The sequence below is a fragment of the Ciceribacter lividus genome (assembly GCF_003337715.1).
Lineage (GTDB): Bacteria > Pseudomonadota > Alphaproteobacteria > Rhizobiales > Rhizobiaceae > Allorhizobium > Allorhizobium lividum.
Genome location: NZ_QPIX01000007.1, coordinates 34,470 through 52,475, shown reverse-complemented (window position 1 = coordinate 52,475; position 18,006 = coordinate 34,470). Strand labels below are relative to the sequence as shown.

Sequence of the window (18,006 nt, the reverse complement as noted above, 5' to 3'; positions counted from 1 at the left end):
GCCTCACGTCACGAAGACAAGAAACCCATCGATCTCAACTCATCCTCGAGCTTTGCGAAAGCAATACGGGCTTGTATAAACTGATCATTGGTAATCTCGCCTGAATGCGCCTCCTGAGTGCGTACAACCCGAATCGCTTCCATATAGAAGTCAAACTCGATCTGCTTAATGTTGAATAAATTATCAAAGATCGACCATTTTTCTGATACCAGCTTCGCAAGGTCGCTGAGGTTAAGATCGATTGAGTTTGGCTGAAGTGCGGCAGAGAAGCCGCGCTCGGCAAGACGCTTCTGGCTGATTCCGCTGAGAATTGAGGAGGCCTCCTGTTGCGCCTTCTTTCCATAGTTCGCCATGAAAATTGCTAGAATGAGCCGCCTCATAGCGGGCTCCACGATCGCTCGGCGAGCTGCGACCTCCACCAGCCTCTCTTCATTCGTTTTCACGAGCTTTGTGAACTTCGATTTCTTCTGCAGATGATCGCGGACCGACTCGATCCTAAAGTAAAAACCATCGCTACCCTTGGAGATGAGGCCGTAACCGACGAGGTGGCTCGTCAAGGAGTTGTAAGCAGCAAATGTATTGAACAAGTCGAGATCATTGTTCGCAAGGGCATTGAGCATAACATACTCGTCAGGAAAGTCCCTCACGAGAACATCGAGGATCATCTCTGTGTAGTTGGCGTAATTAACGTAGAAATCAGACTTGGCTTTTGAGTAAACGGATTTGTCTATGCGTACTGGTCTGTTCGATGGCGAGTTCTTGTTTATCAATGAGCAAACGTGGCGGATAAGGTACGGATGCCCGCCGAAGTCCTCGTGCAGCTTCGAACAGACCAAGTCGTCGAATATCAACCCCATGTACAAGCCGAGCTTCTTAACCATCTCGGATGTCTGGTTGTGGTCGAAGCTCGGGATGTATTCGATCGGAACGCTATTGAAGATTGGGTTGTCGTGGCCTTGGATAAACGCGGTCTCGATGCACTGTGGATTCGTTCCGATCAGGAAGAAAGAGAAGACGCCTGTATGGCGCTGAAATGCGGACCGAATTGCCTGCCAGAAGAAAATGAAATCCATACCCTCTGACCAATGAGGAGATGAAGCCGTTTTCGGTGATATCCGCTCGATCTCGTCAAAAGCCATGATGATTGGAGACTTCTTTAAGGCTCCGTGGATCGTTTTGACGTCTGCGTAAAACTGATCAGATGCGTTGAGTTCAGTATAGGCTGCGTCGTTGACTAGATTCTGCTTGAGGCTATACTTGTTTATCGTCTGCCGCAAAAGGTAGGGGAGAAGCTGGTACCAGCGTCTTTGATGCACAGAGGGGCTTTGGCAATCAATAGAAACGAACGATTGTCCATTCAATCTGCTCGCGCGCTCTAGCCCGAATACGATCGACGTCTTTCCGCTGCGACGTAATCCGAACAGGGCTGAGTTCTCATTTGATCGGTGTCGGGACAATATATTGTTTATCAAGTCCGCGCGACCGAAGAAATACGTATCTCGCTTCAGCGGGCTTTCAAAAGCAAAAAGGTCACGAGAGAAAAAGTGCTGTCTGAATCTATTTAATATCAGCGCCGGGTCTCGATTGTTGATAAGTTCATCATACGTGAATGGAATTATTATCGGCAATTCAGGGTCGTTTTTGAGGATGTCTTTTATCCTCTCTACTATGTTCCCGTCCCGGCTAATGAGAACTCGACAGATTGGGTCGATTCTCAGAGGGGTAAATCGGTTGGATGCAGCTTCAAATGCATCGATCGTTCGGACCTCGAACTCCTCGTAGTTGCTGAAAACTGCAACTATCTCGCGCTCCAGATTGAACATCTTCGCAGATGGATCGCACGGCTTGCCGAGAAAAGCACGGTATGTGCTCTTCTCAGACAGCATCAGAGGCTGAGTACCAGATGTTATGAACCACTCCGAAGAAAAGCGTTTTATGATTGTTTGTTCTTCTCCGGTGTAAATGTCGTAAGCGAAATTCGGATGGATGCCAGGCGTCGCCATGCTAACATGAAACCTCAGATGCGCTGAACTGTGCTGTCTTGGAGCACGTGGCAGTTCGAAAGTCTACTAACAATCTTACGTTGTCCTGCAGCAATTATCGGGGGATGGCAGTACGAAGTCGACGGAAACCGGGTGGCTTCGGTCGATGGTTCGAGGTCGCCATAGCCGGCTGACGTTATACTACAATAATCAAAACGACGTGCTTAAGCGCCGTCGCCCTATGCGGACATGGGAGTCAGCATAAACTAGGGTCTGTTCAGCCGCCTTAAAGTAGTGGGAAGCATGTCGTCGATTTCTTTGTCGGAGAACATAAGCTCCTCATTGTCCTTCAAAGATTCTTGCGCCTTCTTGTAGGCCTTCCCGTCCGTGAATGGTGCCGCCCGATATATTTCGTGAAGGTTGGCCTGCAGTTCGTCGCGTTTCGCGCGAAGGTCATCAATTTGAACCGCCGAGTTGAGTGCGTCGGTTATCAGACTGAGGTAAGATTCTCGCACATTCCAGATGTCGGACGCGGTTTCCCTGTGTCGTTGTGCTAGCGCACCGGGGTCTAAGTCTTTCTGATACGCGTTGTAGATGAGGCTAAGAATGGCAAGCACGACGGTCGCGTATTCCGCATATTGTAGAAGCCCTGTCTCCGCCTTGAAAATGGCCGCCACCGCGCCGCTGGCGATGAGCGCGGACAGGATGATGTTGAACCACTTCGCATACCATTGATGATCGGCAAGCCGTTCGGCCATCTTCTCGTGAATCTTGTGGGTGTAGGCGCAACGGCCATAACACTCGCGTACTTGGCTCTCGAGTTGGTATCGTGGATCAGATTGGGAAAGTTGTGCCAAAGACGGTTCTCCATTTCGCGCGGCGCTGTGCGGCCCTATCGTCGGCCTGCATGCTGCAGGCCTCGACGGCGATATTGTAGTCCGTGAGCGCTTTCGTCCAGAACACCCCCGACTTGTAGACGTAGGAGCCGCTCCCAGGCATACGCCAATAAGTCTTCTCTCGATCGAGGTCGTAGAGGTACTTCAAAAAATCCCGAGCCAGGAAGTCATGATAGGCGTAAGATTTATCTTGGTACTCCCAATTTTCAATGAATTGGTAGGCGAGTGCGTCGATCAAGGCTCCGCTCATCGGGACGCTATTGTGGTCCTTCCATACCCGCATCATCCGACAAAGTGCTTTGAGGTTGCCGTTGACGGCCTTATTTCGAGTCTGAACGGCATCCATCTCTGCCCGAGGATTGCATTTCCTCCAAGAGCCTCCACCGTTCGAATCGGCAAAGGTCCAGGAACCATCCGTATTGGTGAAGTACGGAAGAATTTCGAACGTGATCCCGTCCGTGAACGAGATGACGACAACCTGACCATCACCGCCGACCTTGCTAGAATTGTAGGTATTGAGGAGGGAGTTTTTCACCGCCTGAAGTAGCGCTGACTGACCGTTGGACTGATACCCGCTATACTTGACGTAATGCACGTAAGGGAGCTGAAAGCCGATATCGAGGTCGCTTATTCCTCTCGCTGCCGTGTCCCGACCGTAGGAGCCGACATAGAGGCTGTGAGCGGAACTCGAATCGGTGTTCCAAAAGTCGGTGTTGAGGCGCGTAGTAATGCGTCGATAGCGTTGACCGATCGAGCTGATTAGCTCGGGGCCGATATTGTAGTTGTTCCGGAAGTTGTAGAATTCGTTTGCAACACCCATCCCGGCCCCTATCGGTGCAAATGACAAGAGATGAGAGTATCATGCCTTTAATGCAATACATCAGGCGAGAGTTCAACAAGAAATATTTACGTGTGGTTGTGTCTTGGCACCAGCGGTCTGCGGCGAGGGCTGGAGGCCCTGAGCCCTTGTGATCGTGAATTGCGCGTCCCTTACACCTATCCCGCTGAGCAATCGGTTTGCCTCAAAGCGAACTCTCAATGGCATGGTTCGTCCGCATCTGGCGCAATGGTCGCCAGAACATACTGACGTTGTGCTATATTAATTGAAGGGATCACGGTAAGTCAGTTACCGAACGGTTGCTCCCCTTTCCCGGTACTGTCGCCCTCAACACATATCGAAATAAGCAGTTGAGAAAATGCAGGTCCTCTGTAATCTCTGCTTGCATCAGCGGGGCGACAACGTGGCGACGTTTATCAGCGACTACTTTGGTATAGATCAGGCTGTATTCGAGAATTACGGGGCGGTGAACATATCGGTGGTCAATGACCTTCCGTTGTTTATTGATCCATTCCTGCTCTTCCATAGCGAAAAGCCTGAGTACGTGGCTCTTCACGAGAAGATCATTGAATATCTCGTATTCCTGCGGGACCGTGCCGCCGAAGGGCGTGTGAACGAGGGGCAGTTGCGGAATTGGTACTGCTTTCCGGAGGTCAAGCAGAATTGGCTGGGCTTCTCGGAGACGGGCAATGATGGTGCTGGCCTCGGCATCGATTTCGCTAGAAATCTGCACGCCAATCTGCATGTCATCTTTTCCGATTTCGGAGCAGAGAGAATCACCGAAAGCAGCCATCTCGAAAAGGTTTGCCTAGTGTCAGATGGAGTAGGCCGCGACAATATCAGCGACTTCACCACTAATCTGATCAAAGATTTCCTATGCCGATATACCGAGAAATTTGCCGCTGACCATCTGCCAGTCGGAGCGGTGCGAGAAGTATGGGTAGATCGCGCGAAATTCAGTTACGAGACGCAGAGTTGGTCTAGGGGCCGCTACAAGCTGCCTTGGGTCAATGGTGACTATGTAATCCTGACACCGAAGGACGTGTTGACCCGTGACGAAAACTGGATCAATCGCGGCGACCTGATTAGCGGCTTCGAAGATATTCCCGAGGCGATACCTGATGCCCAGCTTAGGGCCTCGGTGTTCAATTACTTTGAACTGGAGTTGCATCGTAGGACAAAAGCCGAATCTCCAGGTGTGACAAAAGGGAAGCGGCGGAGACGGGAAAAGGAGAGGAAACCCACTCGGAAAGAGCGCTCGGCCGCTGTCGTCGCAACCATGCAGAAATTCCCTCAGATCATTGATTACTACATTCGCTTAAAGGAGATGCGCGGCGACGAGGCGAAAGACGCCAGTGAGGAAAAAGTCCTTGCAATCGAATATCTGTTCATCGAGCAATTGCAGGCGCTTCAATCGGTCCTGTTGGCGGAAACAGAATTCTATAGGATCGGCAAGACGACCTATGAAGAAGCACACGCCCGCCTCGCGTATCTGAAGGATGTCATAGAAAATAAGGGTGGCCACCGGTTTTTCTACGACGACAAAGGCGAACCGATCGAGCGCGAAAAGGACTTGCATGTCCTCTATCGCTTGGTGTGGTTTGGTACGCCTTCCGACGCTGGCGCTGAGGCCAATGATGGACGCGGACCGGTCGACTTCAAGATCAGCCGGGGGCGGGATAAGACCTTGGTCGAAATGAAGCTCGCCAAAAATACCAAGCTCGAGCAGAATCTGGCTAAACAGGCGGAGATTTACCAAGCGGCGAGCGATGCGAAGCATGCGATCAAGGCTATCATCTATTTCACTGCGTCCGAGTTAGAAAGGGTGAAGGCCATCCTGAAAAGGCTCCACCTGGAAAACAACAAGGATGTGGTTTTGATCGATGCGCGGCGTGACAATAAGCCGTCGGCTTCCAAGGCCGCGTGACGAATGCCATGGCCAACATTTGTTAGAAACTGACGTCGGGGCCTATCCAGATCATGTTGAAATCTACTGAAGCGGAAATCGAGGAAGTCCGGGAATACTTTGAATGGCAGGCTCCCGACCTCGAAGTGACCTTCATGCAGAAGGTCTACTCGGAGGCCGTCCTGAACACCCGTCACGACGTGTGGGATGTCCACACCAATAAGGATCGTTGGTGGGTCATCACGGGCGGCACAAATCTCTATTCCCAGGAGCAGTTCCCAAGTATGGACCTTGCTCTGACATTCCATATCGGTCTGATGCTCCGCATCCCGCGAACGGAAAAACAACAAGAGGGTGATCTTCGCCTCCTCCCATTCGGACCAGTATTCGAAAGGATGGAAGAAGCTGGGGCAGCCGTGACGCAGGCGCACAAGCTTTCTGACTATCAGACCGTCGGCGTCCGCTGTCGTGAAGTGCTGCTTGAACTGATCGCCGTAGCGCAGGACGCAGCAGTGTGGAAGACCGACGCTCCGCCGCAGCGCGCCAACTTCCGCGCATGGACAGAAATCATCTGCAACGATCTTCTGCCGAGTGACACCAACAAGGAGCGTCGTGGAGCCCTCAAGGACGTGCTCGAGACCGCATGGACATTCTCCAACTGGCTGACGCATTCAAAGTCGGCGACCTGGATTGACGCCGACATGGCGCACTCGTTAACTCAGCATGCCATCGGGATGGCGACCTCATTGATCCTTCGCGAGTTGCGTGGTGTGCCTGAGGAATGCCCGAATTGCGGGTCGCCGCATCTCGAACCCGAGCATGGCGAAAACACCGCCGCGCCCGGCGTGCTTTGGGAGCGACCACGCTGTGCCGACTGCGGATGGTCCGGCAGGCCCATACCCATCCTCGACCTTGAAGATGGACAGCCCATCATTACTCGCGAAGGCGAAGAGACTGACGAGTGCAGCATAATGACAGTACCGCTACGCTCGATCCTGAAGCCGGGAGACCCGACAATCGAGCCGTTGAAGAATACAGAGACCGGCCCCCCAGAGCATGTTGTATATTTTGCTTATGGGTCGAACATGTCGACCCCCCGGCAGCGCGAACGAATACCGAGCTGCAAGCCGCTCGGTATCGCGACCTTACCGGGTCATGCGCTTCGTTTTCATAAGCGCAGTACGGACGGGTCCGGGAAATGCAATGCAGTTGCCACTGGCGACGAGAATAGCGTGATCGGAGTTCTATTCAGCTTCGATCCCGCCGAGCGCGCCAAGCTAGATAAGGCTGAAGGCGTCGGAAGCGGTTACGAGCACGCGACGGTAACGGTCATAAACGACAAAGGTCGCAGGCGGAAGGTCCTCACCTATCTCGCTACTCCCGACTACATCGACAGCAACCTCAAACCGTATGCTTGGTACAAGGACTTTGTCCTAGCAGGTGGCAGGGAGCACGACCTGCCGCCAGGTTATATCGCCGAATACATCGAGGCGGTTGAGGCAATCGACGATCCCAATGAGGCGCGTGACAAGAAGCAGCGGGCCGCGCTCGGGCGTCTTAGGTGGTAAGACGACGTCCCCGAGGTCAACCACGTGTGTTGCCTCGTCGTCCAAAGGGACGATGACAAGGGCGCTGCCAGGCCTCCATGGAATGGCCGATGCTTAGAACGTAGTGATAAGCTATATTCGGTCCATATAACTCACTTTTCTGTTGTCCTGTTCTTCGCCGGTAGGCACCCTGTGGTATTCCTTTGAGTGCCTGCCATGCCACGTTCTCCGATTTACTTCATGCTCGTCCGCCTTGACGATGGCGACCTGGCGTCCCTAACGGTCATCCGCGAACCGACGCAGTTTTTCGCGCAATTGCGGTCCTACGGCTTCACGGAACACGCGAGCGCATCGTCTCCGGCATTGACGGAAATGCAGACGGGTGCGTTTCTGGACACTGTCGCGAGCGTCTTCAGCATCTTCCGCGATCGGCCATTCGCGTACATCATTGCCGACGGGATGAGCCGCGCCGACTGGTTGGCCGCTATGGAGGAGAAAGCTCACGATCCGCGCTTTGGCCTCATGGAGCGCGACGGCGAAATCTCCTACTGCATGACCGTGCCTGTGAACTGATGGAGGCGTGTCATGGCCTACCAGTTCGCCCGCATCGAGATTTTCAGCCGGTCCGGCAAGGCCGGTCGAACCACGGACTTCATTTTTGATGAGGTTTCGCGGGTTCCCTCGGCGTCGGTGCATGTCCAATCACCGACGCCCCCGGAAGTCGTGTACGGTCTCGACGTCGGCGCGCTGCGCACCCTCCACGACGAACGGGCGGCGGCGGCAAAGACGCCGCGGACGGACAAGAACGGCAAGGTGTCGCTCAAGGCAATCCGCAAGGATCAGAACACGCTTGCGACGGTGATCTTTTCGCACCCGGCGACGATGGAGGATTACCGCGCCAGCGCCGATGTCCGCCGCGACGTCGGGGCATGGGAGCGGGCCTCGATCGATTGGCTTCGGGAACAGTATGGCGACCAGCTCGTGTCCGTCGTCCGGCACACAGACGAAAGCCACCCGCATCTCCACGCCTATGTGCTTCCCGATGATACGGAAATGCGGGCGGGGCGGCTGCACCCCGGTTATGTCGAAAAGAACGCCATCGTAGCCGCCGGGATGCTCCCGGGCGAGGACAAGAAGGCGCTGGATAAGCGAGCGAATCGCTCCTACGTCGCGGGCCTTCGGGCGTGGCTGGATGACTATCACGAGAAGGTGGCTGTCCCCGCGGGACTGACGCGCCTCGGTGCCGGGAAACGGAGACTGACGCGGGCGCAGTGGCATGCGGAGAAAGCTCAGGCTGCGGCCCTCAAGCATGCCGTCGAAAGGGCGGCCGCCGTCGATGCCGCGGGGCGCGCCTACGTCGAGCGGACGAAGAAGGCGGCGGCGGCGATCAAAGCCGACGCCGCAAAAGTCCAGGCCGACGCCGATCGTCTCAAGGGCGTCGGGAGAGCCGTCCGCGCCGTCCTCGACGGTGCCCGCGAATCCTCTCTGCGTGAGAGTGTCCGGCAGGAGTACGCGGCCGACATCGAAGCGGCGACGGCAGCCGTCGCGAAAGCCCAGGCGGAGGCGTCGAAGGCGAATGCTTCGCGACGTCAGGCAAAGGCCGAGGCACTTGAGGCACGCCGATTGATGCGCCAGCACGCCGCGAATGCCGCCGCCTTGAGACAAGAAGTCCGGCAACTGTCCGACGCGCTGAAAGCCGCGCTGGATGAGCCGCAACCAACGCCCGGAGGGATGACGCCATGATGACCACAGGCGAAGAGATTTTCTGGAAGAACGCCCACGGCGTGTTGCGCGATATCGGAATGTCCCACCTCGATCCGGCACACGGGGCGGCGGTGGACGTCGTGCGGTGGTGCCTGCTTGTGCGTGGGCGACCGACACACCACCTACAGACGTTCCTAGAAATCGAGTCTCCAGCTCTCCTTGCGTACCTAGAGCGGCTTGCAACGTCGGGAGACGCGGCGGGATGGCGCACGCTGTTCCAGCGTATCCGGCATTATGCGGAACTGCTCCACGAGACGGACATGCAGCCTTGCGCCCGCCCCTGGTTGGCCGCGATTTGGCATTGCCTGCCCGAACTCGTGGGAATTGGCCAGACGATCATCGATGAACAGACAGAACCAGAAAGCGTTGCCGCCTTCGAACTCGCGCCCGACGTCGTCCCCGCTGGCGACGACAAAGGCGGCGACAGCGACAAGGGTAGCGCCGGGAAGGCGGGATCGGCCGGAACCACGGCAAAGCCCCGGCCGTCGGCGCGGCTCGTGCTGCCTGTGGTGTCTGTGATGCTCACCGATGCCGAGCGGAAGATGTTCGAGCGAAAGGCCGCCGAAAGTGGTGACAAAGAAGGTCCCGAAACCGATCCCGACGTCACTGTCGGCACGGATGGCCCAAGCGGCATGAAGGGAGGTCCGAAATGATCGATTTGCTCGCGGAACCACCGTCAACCGACATCGCCTGGCAAATTGTGAATGCCGTCTTGCCGTCTAAAGACACGACCATGTGGGGCCATGTCCTTCAAGTCTTTGCGTCCGTGCTCTTCTTCCTCGGCGGTCTGTTCGTAGCGTACCAGACTGTGGTCGGCATCGTGGCCACGGCGCACACGGGACAGGTGCTCGGCAACAGGTGGCATCAAATCTGGGTCCCTCTCCGGATCGTCGTTGGACTCGGACTGTTGGCCCCGTTGCCGAGCACCGGGTTTTCCAGCGTGCACTACATCCTTCGCGATGTCGTCGCGCGGGCGGGCATCAACCTGGCGAACGGGTTGTCCGGCACGGGAATCAAGACCGTGGCGGAAGACGGCACGACGATCCTTCCGGTGTCGGTAGACGGGTCGACGGTCGCGATGACGGTGCTGCAGCACGAGATTTGCGCCGCAGTCTACAACCAGGCGGGCGATCTGTGGGGGTGGTCCGCACGGCTCGCGGAGCCGGAAGGCGTCGTTACCGAGGCAGCCCCCGAAGCGGGGTTCGGCAAGGTCGTCACCTGGAGCTACGGGGGGACGTGCGGCCGATTCTCGTACACCGTGCCTGAAAACCGAGAAGCGTTCACGGCCGTGCGGCGCGAGGCCGTGAAGGCCCTCGTGCTGAAATTACGGGAAGAGGCGCAGCGGTACGCGAAGCTTGCGGCGGAGACGTCAGGTCTTTCCTCGGCAGCGGCGGCGACGAATGCCGTGTCGTTGGACATCCTATCGCCGAGGCTCGTGCAGGACATCCGCGCCGCCGGTGCCGCTTTCGACGAAGCAATTGCCGCGGCGGCCAAGGCAGAAGCCGCGGCAATTGACACCGCGGGAAGGTCTGGGCTCGTCAAGGCCGCTGAGCAGCAGGGCTTTTTGACTACAGGTATGTACTGGCTCAACCTCAGCCAAGTCTCGTCGCTGACGACGTCGCTCAGTAACGAGCGCATCGAAAATGTGCAGCCGCGCGTCGACGGTGATTTCAGTGAGGCACTCGATCGGGCGTTCGCAGCCTTGCGGCTGCAGCTGTCGGGCGAGGCGGAGAGAGTGAGCCTGAGCGCCAACGACTTTTCGGCAGCGGGGGACGAAACCGCGGACGCCACGACCAAGCTCCTCGCGCCCGTCGCCAGATCGATTATCGAATGGGCTGCCACGCCGTCCGACGACAAGGACAAGGATGCGATGGGCGCTTTGGTCTCCTCCGGGCATGCGATGCTTGCCGCCGCTTGGGCGGCCATCGTCGCGGGCGGCACCATAGCGGCCGTCTCGAAGAACGCCGTCGCCGAATTTTTCGGCTCAGGCGGCGTGAACTACCTGCTCGACTGGTCGAAATGGATAACCGGTCCAGTGTTTCTCATAGGCGGACTGCGCGCCTACGTCATTCCGATCATGCCGCACGTCTTCATGATCATGAGTGGGGTTGCCCTGCTTGCTGCGCTGATGGAAGCGATGATCGCTTTGCCCTTGTGGTGCCTCCGATGGCTGAAGATGGATTCCGGGGACGATTTTGCAGGGGATAGCGTCCGATTGGGCATCCTCTTTACCGTCAACATTTTTCTCAGGCCCGCCCTGGCGGTTTTGGCGCTCTTCGGCGCGTATGGATTCTTCGATGTCGTCCTCGGCGCGCTCGATAGCCTTTGGCCGACTGCGTTCCTGGCCCAAACGGGCGGACATGTCGTCGGTTTGCTCGGCTTCCTCTTCCTGACGGCGATCCAGACATACATGATCTGGTACTCCTGCATCAAAGGTTTCGGGCAGATTTGGGCTTTGCCCGATCGGGTTTTGACTTGGTTCGGCCTTCCAGGCACCGCGGGCGAGAGTGGCCTGGTTTCTGGAGCCTTCGGCGGAATGCTGGCTTTGGCCGGCAGAGGAGGTCTGCCTAAAATACTACCGCAGGCACCGAGCAAGCACGAAAAGCTCAAAGAAGAAGGGAGCCCGAAATGAAGAAAACGCTTCTCTGGACCGTTGGGGGGCTGGCGATGGCAACGGCCTGCGGGCTCGTGGGACTGGCGCACCTGTCGGCCACGCTCATCACCCTGACTACGTTCTTCGCCGTGCCGGCATTCCTCGTCGTTGCGTTCGATGCCCTGCCACTTCGGCAGGGCAGGCAAATGAAAAGTGAGAGGGTACAGAGATGAAACGGGCGGTGATCATAGCAGGCGCGCTGGCGGCACTCTGGGCGACGTCGGCGGCGGCCGAAAGTGTGATCCTCTGGCGTCCGGAACACGGGCAGTTCGGAGCGCAGATCATACCTGACGACGCCTTCGGTTCGATGCCAGGAGAAAGCGGCGGCAGCTCGGGATACGATTTCGAATCCAGGGAGTTTGGTGACTTCTCGAAGTACTACCCCATCAAATCGTACACGATGCGCACAGGCGAGGTTCTGACATTCACTACTCCCAAGTCACTCAAAGTGGCGTGTTACCTTATTAGCGACCTCAGCTGGACGTACCCGACGCGCTGGCTAGAACTCGTACAGGAGGAGAACCAAGTAACCGTCCAGGCGCTATCACCTGGACGCCTTGCAGCCGAGGTGAGGTGCGCGGAAACCGTTCCCGTCGACGGGCAGTCATATCTGCAGATCGAATATCTCGATCTATCGATTATATAAGAGGGCGTGCGGATGAAGTCTTCTATCGCCGCCGCCGTACTGGCGACATCGATCGCGGGGAGTGCGTCGACGGAAACCTTCAAGTTTCCCACCTACGCGCTCAAGGTCGAGTTCACCAGTCCCGACACGTCGCCAGTTGACCGTCTCAAAGCAGGTCAGCCGTTGACCGTGAGTGTCGTCGTTTCGCGTTCGACGGGGGCCGTGAAGGTCGTGCCAACGTCAACGCCGGACTGGATGACTTACGACCCGAAAACACGGGAGTTTACGGGGGTGCCCGTGCCGGGACAACATGAGCTCGCGGTGTCCGTCACCGATGCCGGGACAGGTCAACAGACCAGCGGCGTCTTGACGATGAACATTGAATCGAGGTGAGACATGGAAAAGCCCGACGACATCGACGCCGACTTTCACCGGATGGTCATTACTCCATTCGACATGGTGTTGTGGAGCCGTGAGAGGATGCTGCAACACGTAGATGTTGCCGTGCGGCTCATGGGACATCTTCACGACTGCGAACCCGAGCTTGCCGAAAGGTGGCGTTCCCAGCTTAACCGGGAACGGGTTGAGACTGGCCGTCCCGGTCTTGTCGTCTATCTCCGCGGGGAGTTCTTGGAGGAGCTGCGTCAGCATCCCCGCTATGGCTATCTAGCTGAATGGATGGCCGAGTGGACGGACGAGGCGGATAGGTACAGGGTGGCGGCTTTGGAGGACCTGGGCGGCGACCAGGCGGCACTCGCCAAACTGGATGAAGAAGTACGCTGCCGACACTGAAACGCGCACAGAGTTAAGACATGGTTCCCAGTGTTCCGATACGGAACAAGTTTTAAAATACAATTTACAACTTACTGTTTTTATTGAGGTGACCTTATTTTCTTGTTGACGGATGCTGTGGCATCGGACATCATTAAAACATCGAAGGGACGCAAGAAACTTCGGTGATTAATTTTCCCCTTGAGGGCTTAGAAGAGCCGTAACGGCAAGAAATTGCCTTTACATCTTACGTTTCCCCTAGAGGGATTAGGATAGATCAGGTCTTTGGACTTGAATTGTCCGGTTATCGATCCCCGCGAGTGGTTTCCCTGCAAACGCGGGGGTGTACCGTTCTAAATAGAGATGCTTCATCGCTATTAGAATTTGCTCTGCAACCGCAGAGATGACTTCCTCTCTTCACGGGAGGGTTTCGACCGCCGAAAGGCGGCTCTGAAATATATAGTGTTATCGTTGACCGCCATGAGGCGGATACAAAAGGGTGGCAGAAATGCCGCCCTTTTCACCGTTTGGGTGTCAAGGATGCCAGCTTGTCCTTGATCTGGCCGAGATCATAGCCCTTGTCGAGAAGGACCAGGACCGCGACGGATCGCACCAGTTCCACAGCGTCCCGTGTTCGGGCGTCCACGTCGCAGTCCGGCGCGAGCTTTCCGATGTAGACGCGCATCATCCGTTCCAACCCGCCTCCCTCGACGGCGACCATGTAGGCGTCTGCGATCGCGCGGGCGTCGGGGCGGCGGAGGGCTTTCGCCTTCCGCCGGTGCATCGCCGCATACGCTGCCTGACGCTTCTTGTGGTCCAGGGCGACGTCGGCCATCGTTCTACTGCCGCAGGATGGCGAGGGCAACGGCGGTCGCGTTGTCGCCGTGGGTGTAGTCAAGACGCCTCCACGTCCGTTCCTCGGAAATCTCGTCGGCCTGACGCGAGAAGTCGGCGGCATGAAGCATCGCTTGCAGGACGGGGAGTTCGCCTGTCGAAAGGACGCCGGCGAGCTCCTTGGCTCGCTTGACCAGATGGCCCACGTCCCTGTCGTTGGCGGCTTGGAAGCGGCTGCTGTAGTCGTCCCAGCTTCGGCAACTGCCAATGTTGAAGCCTAGTTTGCGGGCAACGTCCTCGACGGGATCGAGGTTCTTCCAGGTGTCGAAGTTCATTGTCGGTATCTCCTTATGTTTCCACGTTCGCGGCTTCGCGTTCGCACTGGGCGCGTAGCGGCGTGTAATCCCCAGCAAGGAATCGGTCGCGGATGGCCACGGCCTCGTTCACAGCCCGAGAAATGTCGGTTTCGTCATGGAAGTCGCACCGGATATCGACCGTGTAATCTTCTTCAAGAAGATCGCGTAGCGCCTGGCGGGCATCATCATCGCCTTCGCCGTCATCGGTGACCAGTTCGAGGCGGATACAGGCTTCCGAAGGAATGGAGGAGATTTGCGGCTCAATCCATTCATAGTTGCCATCGGGATCGACAATCGCCAGATTGCCGTCGAAACCGAAGTCGTCGAATTTGAATTCCGTGTTCATGAGTGCGTTCCTTGGTTGATGATTTCCCGTTCGATGAGGTTGGTAACGACCTCTCGGATCGTCGTTTTGTGTTGCGCAACGTGGACTTTGAGCGCCGTGAGCGTTCCTGCAGGCAGGTTCACGGTCAGTCTGTCTGCATGGCCTCTGCGCGATGGACGGACGCGGTGGGTGAAGGGTGCCTGAGCCATGTCATGCATCCTCGATCACGAAGAAGCGGGCAACCATGTCCTCGTCGGCGTACTGCTCGGCGAACTCGCGGGCTTCCGCGGTGCTGACGGGATGCAGTCCTTTACCACCAGCCTGTCCGCCTTGGACAGGCTGAGCCCACCGGGTCATCGCTCCACCGTGCCCTGCGACGAAGAAACGTCCGCGCGGTGTTCGGTAAAGGGAAGTGACCTCGTACCGGAAATCCCCCCTGTCGGAATCATTCTCAAAAGAGCAGATTTCCTCTGCCGTCGCCGTGTTGTAGCGGAGACCGTCGATGATTTTACTGATGTACATTCCATTCCCTTTCAGTTGACCTGCGGGCACGGCTTCGCCGCCGCGCAAAGGCACGTTATCCATTGATTTTGTTTCCATTTTTCAGGAGATCATGTGATGTGGAGAAGTGCGTTTGTGACTGTCCACATACAAAGTGTTGGAGCATTCCGATGTCGGCGCAAGAGGGAAAATGCGCCGGCGGTGAAGTTTTTTACGGCGATGATTGCGGCCTCACGGCGTGAGATCGGCGGCAAATAGAAAATCACGCCGTTAGATATTTTTCAGGCAGCGCGAATGAACGCGCGGCGTACGGCGGTTTCGGCAGCGCGGCGCGCCTCGGCGGCGCTGGTGACTGTGCCGAACGCGATACGCGCGTCGGTGAGGTCATCGTCTACGACTTCCCAGAAGAATGACCCGTCGCCGCAATAAGTGACGACGAGGTCGAGGACGCGCTTGCCGAACGCCATACCGGCGGCTTCCCCGCAGACGTCAGCGTCAGGCTTCCAGCCCATGAATTGCAGTTTCAGGTTCATTTCAGTTCTCCTTTTTGGGTGTGGTCATGGCCAGCCAGAGTTTCGCCGCGTCCGAGTCATTGAGGCCGTGCGCCTTGTCGGCGTAAGCGATCATGCCGAAGATGACATGGCGGAGGTCCAACACCTCCAACTGGTCGATGACACGCGACGGTAGGTGTTCTACGGCGACGTTGAAGGAAGCTTCCGGGATTGAGGGGATAATGTCGGCCACTTCCGACCGCACTTCCTCGATCTTCTGCAGTCGGCGCTTCGCCTCCTGCTCGCTAAATGTACGGTGCATCGCCCCTTGATGAATTCTCAACCGCTTCGCTGAAATCATCGTCTACGCTCCTGTTTTCCTATTCGTGAGTATGAGTGTTACTGTCCGTCCCTCAGTCGTGAGGACGGGAATGAGGATACAGAATAATGGAAAATCTCCAATAGGGGGATGAGCTAAGATATTGAAATAATTTATTAAAGAACTCGTTTGCCTAAACGTGGATCGAGTTCTTTGATTTCGGTGAAATCGAAGACGCCGCCACTCTCTGAGGTCTTAGATTACGTCGACGTGGACGTGAAAGCGGTTCCGAACTGGCGAACTCTTGGAAAAATATTTCACTTCCAAATGCGTCTCGCGCTCTTCGCAATGACTACCGCGGGCAGCAAGAGCCAAAGGATGATATTCGTCATCTCGACCGCCTCGGGTGCCTTGGTGGCGATGACGTAGAGGACGGCGAAGGCTGCCATTGCGATCGGGAAGCCGAGGATGCGAAGTGCGAGCATTGGAGTGTTCTCCTGGTTCTCAGGCTGAGGCTTCGAGGCGACGGAACGCCTTGATGCCGCCCTGTTGAAACTCGCGGCGCATGTCGTCGGCGGCTCCGGGGATGCGAGAACGCCGGACAAGGTGTCGGGCCTTCGTCTTGGGATCGAGCCGGTAGAGCGAGGCGAGGTAGCAGATGAGGCCGCCCGAATGGTCCCTGTGGTTAACCTCCTCGACCTCTACGGCGAAGGTCAGGCCCGGAATGGTTGTTCTCTTGATCTCCATCAGGATCGCCTTCCGTCTCTGATTTCTCTACCCTTTCTTTCTATCACGGCGCGAGAATCGAGCCCAGGAGATAACGCGGCATGGTTGCGTTGTGCCGGAGGGGCGGTTAACGGGATCGGTAGGATTTTAGGGATTCTGAAACGAAGGGCCTGTTCCCTGTTCGATGCCCCCAGAGGGAATCGGACCCGCCCTACGGGCGGAACTCTTGATGTTCCCCGTCCCGATGCTTCCAATCCGACCGGCACGCACAGCGGCAGTCACCCGCAGGGCTGGAACGGAGTGGAGGACGGCAATGTCGTTGACAGAGCGAGCATGTCGGTAGGCTTGGCGGTGAGGGTGGGAAAACGGATTGAAACGTAGTTCAGATCATCCGTAAAGGAATCGGTGCTGTACGGATTTGCATATGGCCACGTAGAGCACGGTCGCTTCAAAATAGCCACCAGGAACCATTCCCGCGCGAGAACCGCGCCTGTGGGAGAAAAAGAGCGCATCGGAGCGGCAAGCATAGCGATCCCCGTCACGGGGGATGTCGCGGGAATTCGCGCATGCCGAGACCGGTTCTCGGGGTAGCCGTAGGAGGGTCAGCATAGCGCCGCCGGCACGGCGGGACCCGGGATCGACTGCCCCCGGGGAGGCATTCCGGTTTGGTCTGGATTACCAACCCACCGCAACCTAGAAGGTGGGCTAGGTGTTATGAACTCCATCCCCGTACCATCAGGCGGCTCGTCGCGGATGCCTCGAAGTGTGTGTGAGAATTCCCCCAACCTAGAAAGCGCCAGAATGCTGTTTTGGTGCCTCCCCTTCATCAGGCGTTAAGACTGATGAAATTTGGGAACCCCTGAATGTCGAAGTAGGGTATTTCTACCCAGCGTGATTTTAGAAAACACAAGGAAACTCTCGGATTTTGGTTCCGAGGGTGAGTGAAGCCCTTTGCTATATTAACGTAGGGGCTGATTGTGGCAAATCTTCAGGGAAATTGTCTTCCTTCGGTGGGTAAAGGCGGAGTCATTCTGGCGACGGGCCTTGCCGTTCTCTCGGTAGCGTCTGTCGCGCTCCCGGTCATCAATATCAAGGTCATGGGGTTCGGTGGCGGATTGGCGCTTGCTTCACCGCATTTTCTGGGTGGCGTCGCCTACCTGCTTCCGCTGGCTTTCCTGGCTGGGCTTGTCGCGCGGTTCGCCCCTCAGGCGCAGACGTATGTCCGCGTCCTTGAAATTGCGGGACTGGTCATCGCTGTCGGAATTGCTCTCTACGCTACCATGACGCTTTTGAACGGCATGAACGAAATGAGCAACGCGGACCGACAGATGGCGCAGATGCTTGGATCGGCGAATGCCCGGCAGCTCTCATCAATGCGCGGCCTGTCCCTGGCGGGCGGCACCCTCGCGCTCGTCCTGCTGCTGCTCGGCAGCGCCTGGCAAGTTTGGTCTGGCCGTCGCCGCTGATTTCAG

Annotated in this window: 23 protein-coding genes; 11 read left to right on the top strand and 12 right to left on the bottom strand. The window is 56.8% G+C overall.

The genetic code is table 11. The features are described 5' to 3' along the window. Positions 1-8: 8 nt before the first annotated feature. The 3 genes from DFR48_RS13235 to DFR48_RS13225 form a co-directional block, all read right to left on the bottom strand. Positions 9-2,003, bottom strand: a complete 1,995-nt coding sequence (locus tag DFR48_RS13235; RefSeq protein ID WP_147273541.1) for an ATP-binding protein — start codon at positions 2,001-2,003, stop codon at positions 9-11. A 245-nt stretch (positions 2,004-2,248) separates the two neighbouring features. Beyond that, the gene (locus tag DFR48_RS13230) at positions 2,249-2,839 is read right to left on the bottom strand and encodes an SLATT domain-containing protein (protein WP_114363630.1); all 591 of its coding nucleotides are present in this window, start codon (positions 2,837-2,839) and stop codon (positions 2,249-2,251) included. Then, on the bottom strand, positions 2,817-3,698 hold the full coding sequence (locus DFR48_RS13225; protein WP_114363629.1) for an SMODS domain-containing nucleotidyltransferase: 882 nt from the start codon (positions 3,696-3,698) through the stop codon (positions 2,817-2,819). The genes DFR48_RS13230 and DFR48_RS13225 overlap by 23 nt, the downstream gene beginning before the upstream one ends. A gap of 421 nt (positions 3,699-4,119) precedes the next feature. Here DFR48_RS13225 and DFR48_RS13220 point away from each other — a divergent pair, with 421 nt between their 5' ends. The 10 genes from DFR48_RS13220 (at position 4,120) to DFR48_RS13175 (ending at position 13,003) form a co-directional block, all read left to right on the top strand. After that, positions 4,120-5,643 carry a hypothetical protein gene (locus tag DFR48_RS13220; RefSeq protein ID WP_114363848.1) on the top strand — a complete coding sequence of 508 codons (1,524 nt, stop codon included), beginning with the start codon at positions 4,120-4,122 and terminating at the stop codon, positions 5,641-5,643. Positions 5,644-5,696: 53 nt separating this feature from the next. Continuing rightward, positions 5,697-7,190, top strand: coding sequence for a gamma-glutamylcyclotransferase family protein (locus tag DFR48_RS13215; protein ID WP_114363628.1), 1,494 nt, complete (start codon positions 5,697-5,699; stop codon positions 7,188-7,190). Between the two features lie 219 nt (positions 7,191-7,409). After that, complete coding sequence (locus tag DFR48_RS13210; RefSeq protein ID WP_114363627.1) at positions 7,410-7,742, top strand: hypothetical protein; 333 nt, start codon at positions 7,410-7,412, stop codon at positions 7,740-7,742. Between the two features lie 12 nt (positions 7,743-7,754). Then, positions 7,755-8,912, top strand: coding sequence for a plasmid recombination protein (locus tag DFR48_RS13205; RefSeq protein WP_114363626.1), 1,158 nt, complete (start codon positions 7,755-7,757; stop codon positions 8,910-8,912). After that, complete coding sequence (locus DFR48_RS13200) at positions 8,909-9,586, top strand: hypothetical protein (RefSeq protein WP_114363625.1); 678 nt, start codon at positions 8,909-8,911, stop codon at positions 9,584-9,586. The genes DFR48_RS13205 and DFR48_RS13200 overlap by 4 nt, the downstream gene beginning before the upstream one ends. Further along, positions 9,583-11,565 (top strand): DotA/TraY family protein, encoded by a 1,983-nt coding sequence (locus tag DFR48_RS13195; protein ID WP_114363624.1) that lies wholly within the window; start codon positions 9,583-9,585, stop codon positions 11,563-11,565. Before DFR48_RS13200 ends, DFR48_RS13195 begins: the two co-directional genes overlap by 4 nt. Beyond that, on the top strand, positions 11,562-11,759 hold the full coding sequence (locus tag DFR48_RS13190) for a hypothetical protein (protein ID WP_114363623.1): 198 nt from the start codon (positions 11,562-11,564) through the stop codon (positions 11,757-11,759). Before DFR48_RS13195 ends, DFR48_RS13190 begins: the two co-directional genes overlap by 4 nt. Further along, the gene (locus tag DFR48_RS13185) at positions 11,756-12,232 is read left to right on the top strand and encodes a hypothetical protein (protein WP_114363622.1); all 477 of its coding nucleotides are present in this window, start codon (positions 11,756-11,758) and stop codon (positions 12,230-12,232) included. Before DFR48_RS13190 ends, DFR48_RS13185 begins: the two co-directional genes overlap by 4 nt. A 12-nt stretch (positions 12,233-12,244) precedes the next feature. Next, on the top strand, positions 12,245-12,604 hold the full coding sequence (locus DFR48_RS13180) for a putative Ig domain-containing protein (protein WP_114363621.1): 360 nt from the start codon (positions 12,245-12,247) through the stop codon (positions 12,602-12,604). A 3-nt stretch (positions 12,605-12,607) separates the two neighbouring features. Then, entirely contained in the window at positions 12,608-13,003 is a 396-nt protein-coding gene (locus DFR48_RS13175; RefSeq protein WP_114363620.1) for a hypothetical protein, read from the top strand. 499 nt (positions 13,004-13,502) lie between these two features. Here the strand turns inward: DFR48_RS13175 and DFR48_RS13170 are convergent, their stop codons facing one another. The 9 genes from DFR48_RS13170 to DFR48_RS13135 form a co-directional block, all read right to left on the bottom strand. Continuing rightward, on the bottom strand, positions 13,503-13,817 hold the full coding sequence (locus DFR48_RS13170) for a hypothetical protein (protein WP_114363619.1): 315 nt from the start codon (positions 13,815-13,817) through the stop codon (positions 13,503-13,505). 4 nt (positions 13,818-13,821) lie between these two features. Further along, positions 13,822-14,151 (bottom strand): hypothetical protein, encoded by a 330-nt coding sequence (locus DFR48_RS13165; RefSeq protein ID WP_114363618.1) that lies wholly within the window; start codon positions 14,149-14,151, stop codon positions 13,822-13,824. Between the two features lie 13 nt (positions 14,152-14,164). Beyond that, positions 14,165-14,518, bottom strand: coding sequence for a hypothetical protein (locus DFR48_RS13160; RefSeq protein ID WP_114363617.1), 354 nt, complete (start codon positions 14,516-14,518; stop codon positions 14,165-14,167). Further along, the gene (locus tag DFR48_RS13155; RefSeq protein WP_114363616.1) at positions 14,515-14,706 is read right to left on the bottom strand and encodes a hypothetical protein; all 192 of its coding nucleotides are present in this window, start codon (positions 14,704-14,706) and stop codon (positions 14,515-14,517) included. Before DFR48_RS13155 ends, DFR48_RS13160 begins: the two co-directional genes overlap by 4 nt. A 1-nt stretch (position 14,707) precedes the next feature. Continuing rightward, positions 14,708-15,082 (bottom strand): hypothetical protein, encoded by a 375-nt coding sequence (locus tag DFR48_RS13150; protein WP_114363615.1) that lies wholly within the window; start codon positions 15,080-15,082, stop codon positions 14,708-14,710. A 197-nt stretch (positions 15,083-15,279) separates the two neighbouring features. After that, complete coding sequence (locus DFR48_RS13145; RefSeq protein WP_114363614.1) at positions 15,280-15,531, bottom strand: hypothetical protein; 252 nt, start codon at positions 15,529-15,531, stop codon at positions 15,280-15,282. Between the two features lies 1 nt (position 15,532). Continuing rightward, positions 15,533-15,850 (bottom strand): hypothetical protein, encoded by a 318-nt coding sequence (locus DFR48_RS13140; RefSeq protein ID WP_114363613.1) that lies wholly within the window; start codon positions 15,848-15,850, stop codon positions 15,533-15,535. A 275-nt stretch (positions 15,851-16,125) separates the two neighbouring features. Continuing rightward, positions 16,126-16,293 carry a hypothetical protein gene (locus tag DFR48_RS21970; protein ID WP_170141879.1) on the bottom strand — a complete coding sequence of 56 codons (168 nt, stop codon included), beginning with the start codon at positions 16,291-16,293 and terminating at the stop codon, positions 16,126-16,128. A 19-nt stretch (positions 16,294-16,312) separates the two neighbouring features. Further along, the gene (locus DFR48_RS13135; protein WP_114363612.1) at positions 16,313-16,555 is read right to left on the bottom strand and encodes a hypothetical protein; all 243 of its coding nucleotides are present in this window, start codon (positions 16,553-16,555) and stop codon (positions 16,313-16,315) included. A 956-nt stretch (positions 16,556-17,511) separates the two neighbouring features. Here DFR48_RS13135 and DFR48_RS13130 point away from each other — a divergent pair. Next, a complete protein-coding gene (locus DFR48_RS13130; RefSeq protein ID WP_147273540.1) occupies positions 17,512-18,000 on the top strand; it encodes a hypothetical protein in 489 nt (162 codons plus the stop codon). Positions 18,001-18,006 lie beyond the last annotated feature (6 nt).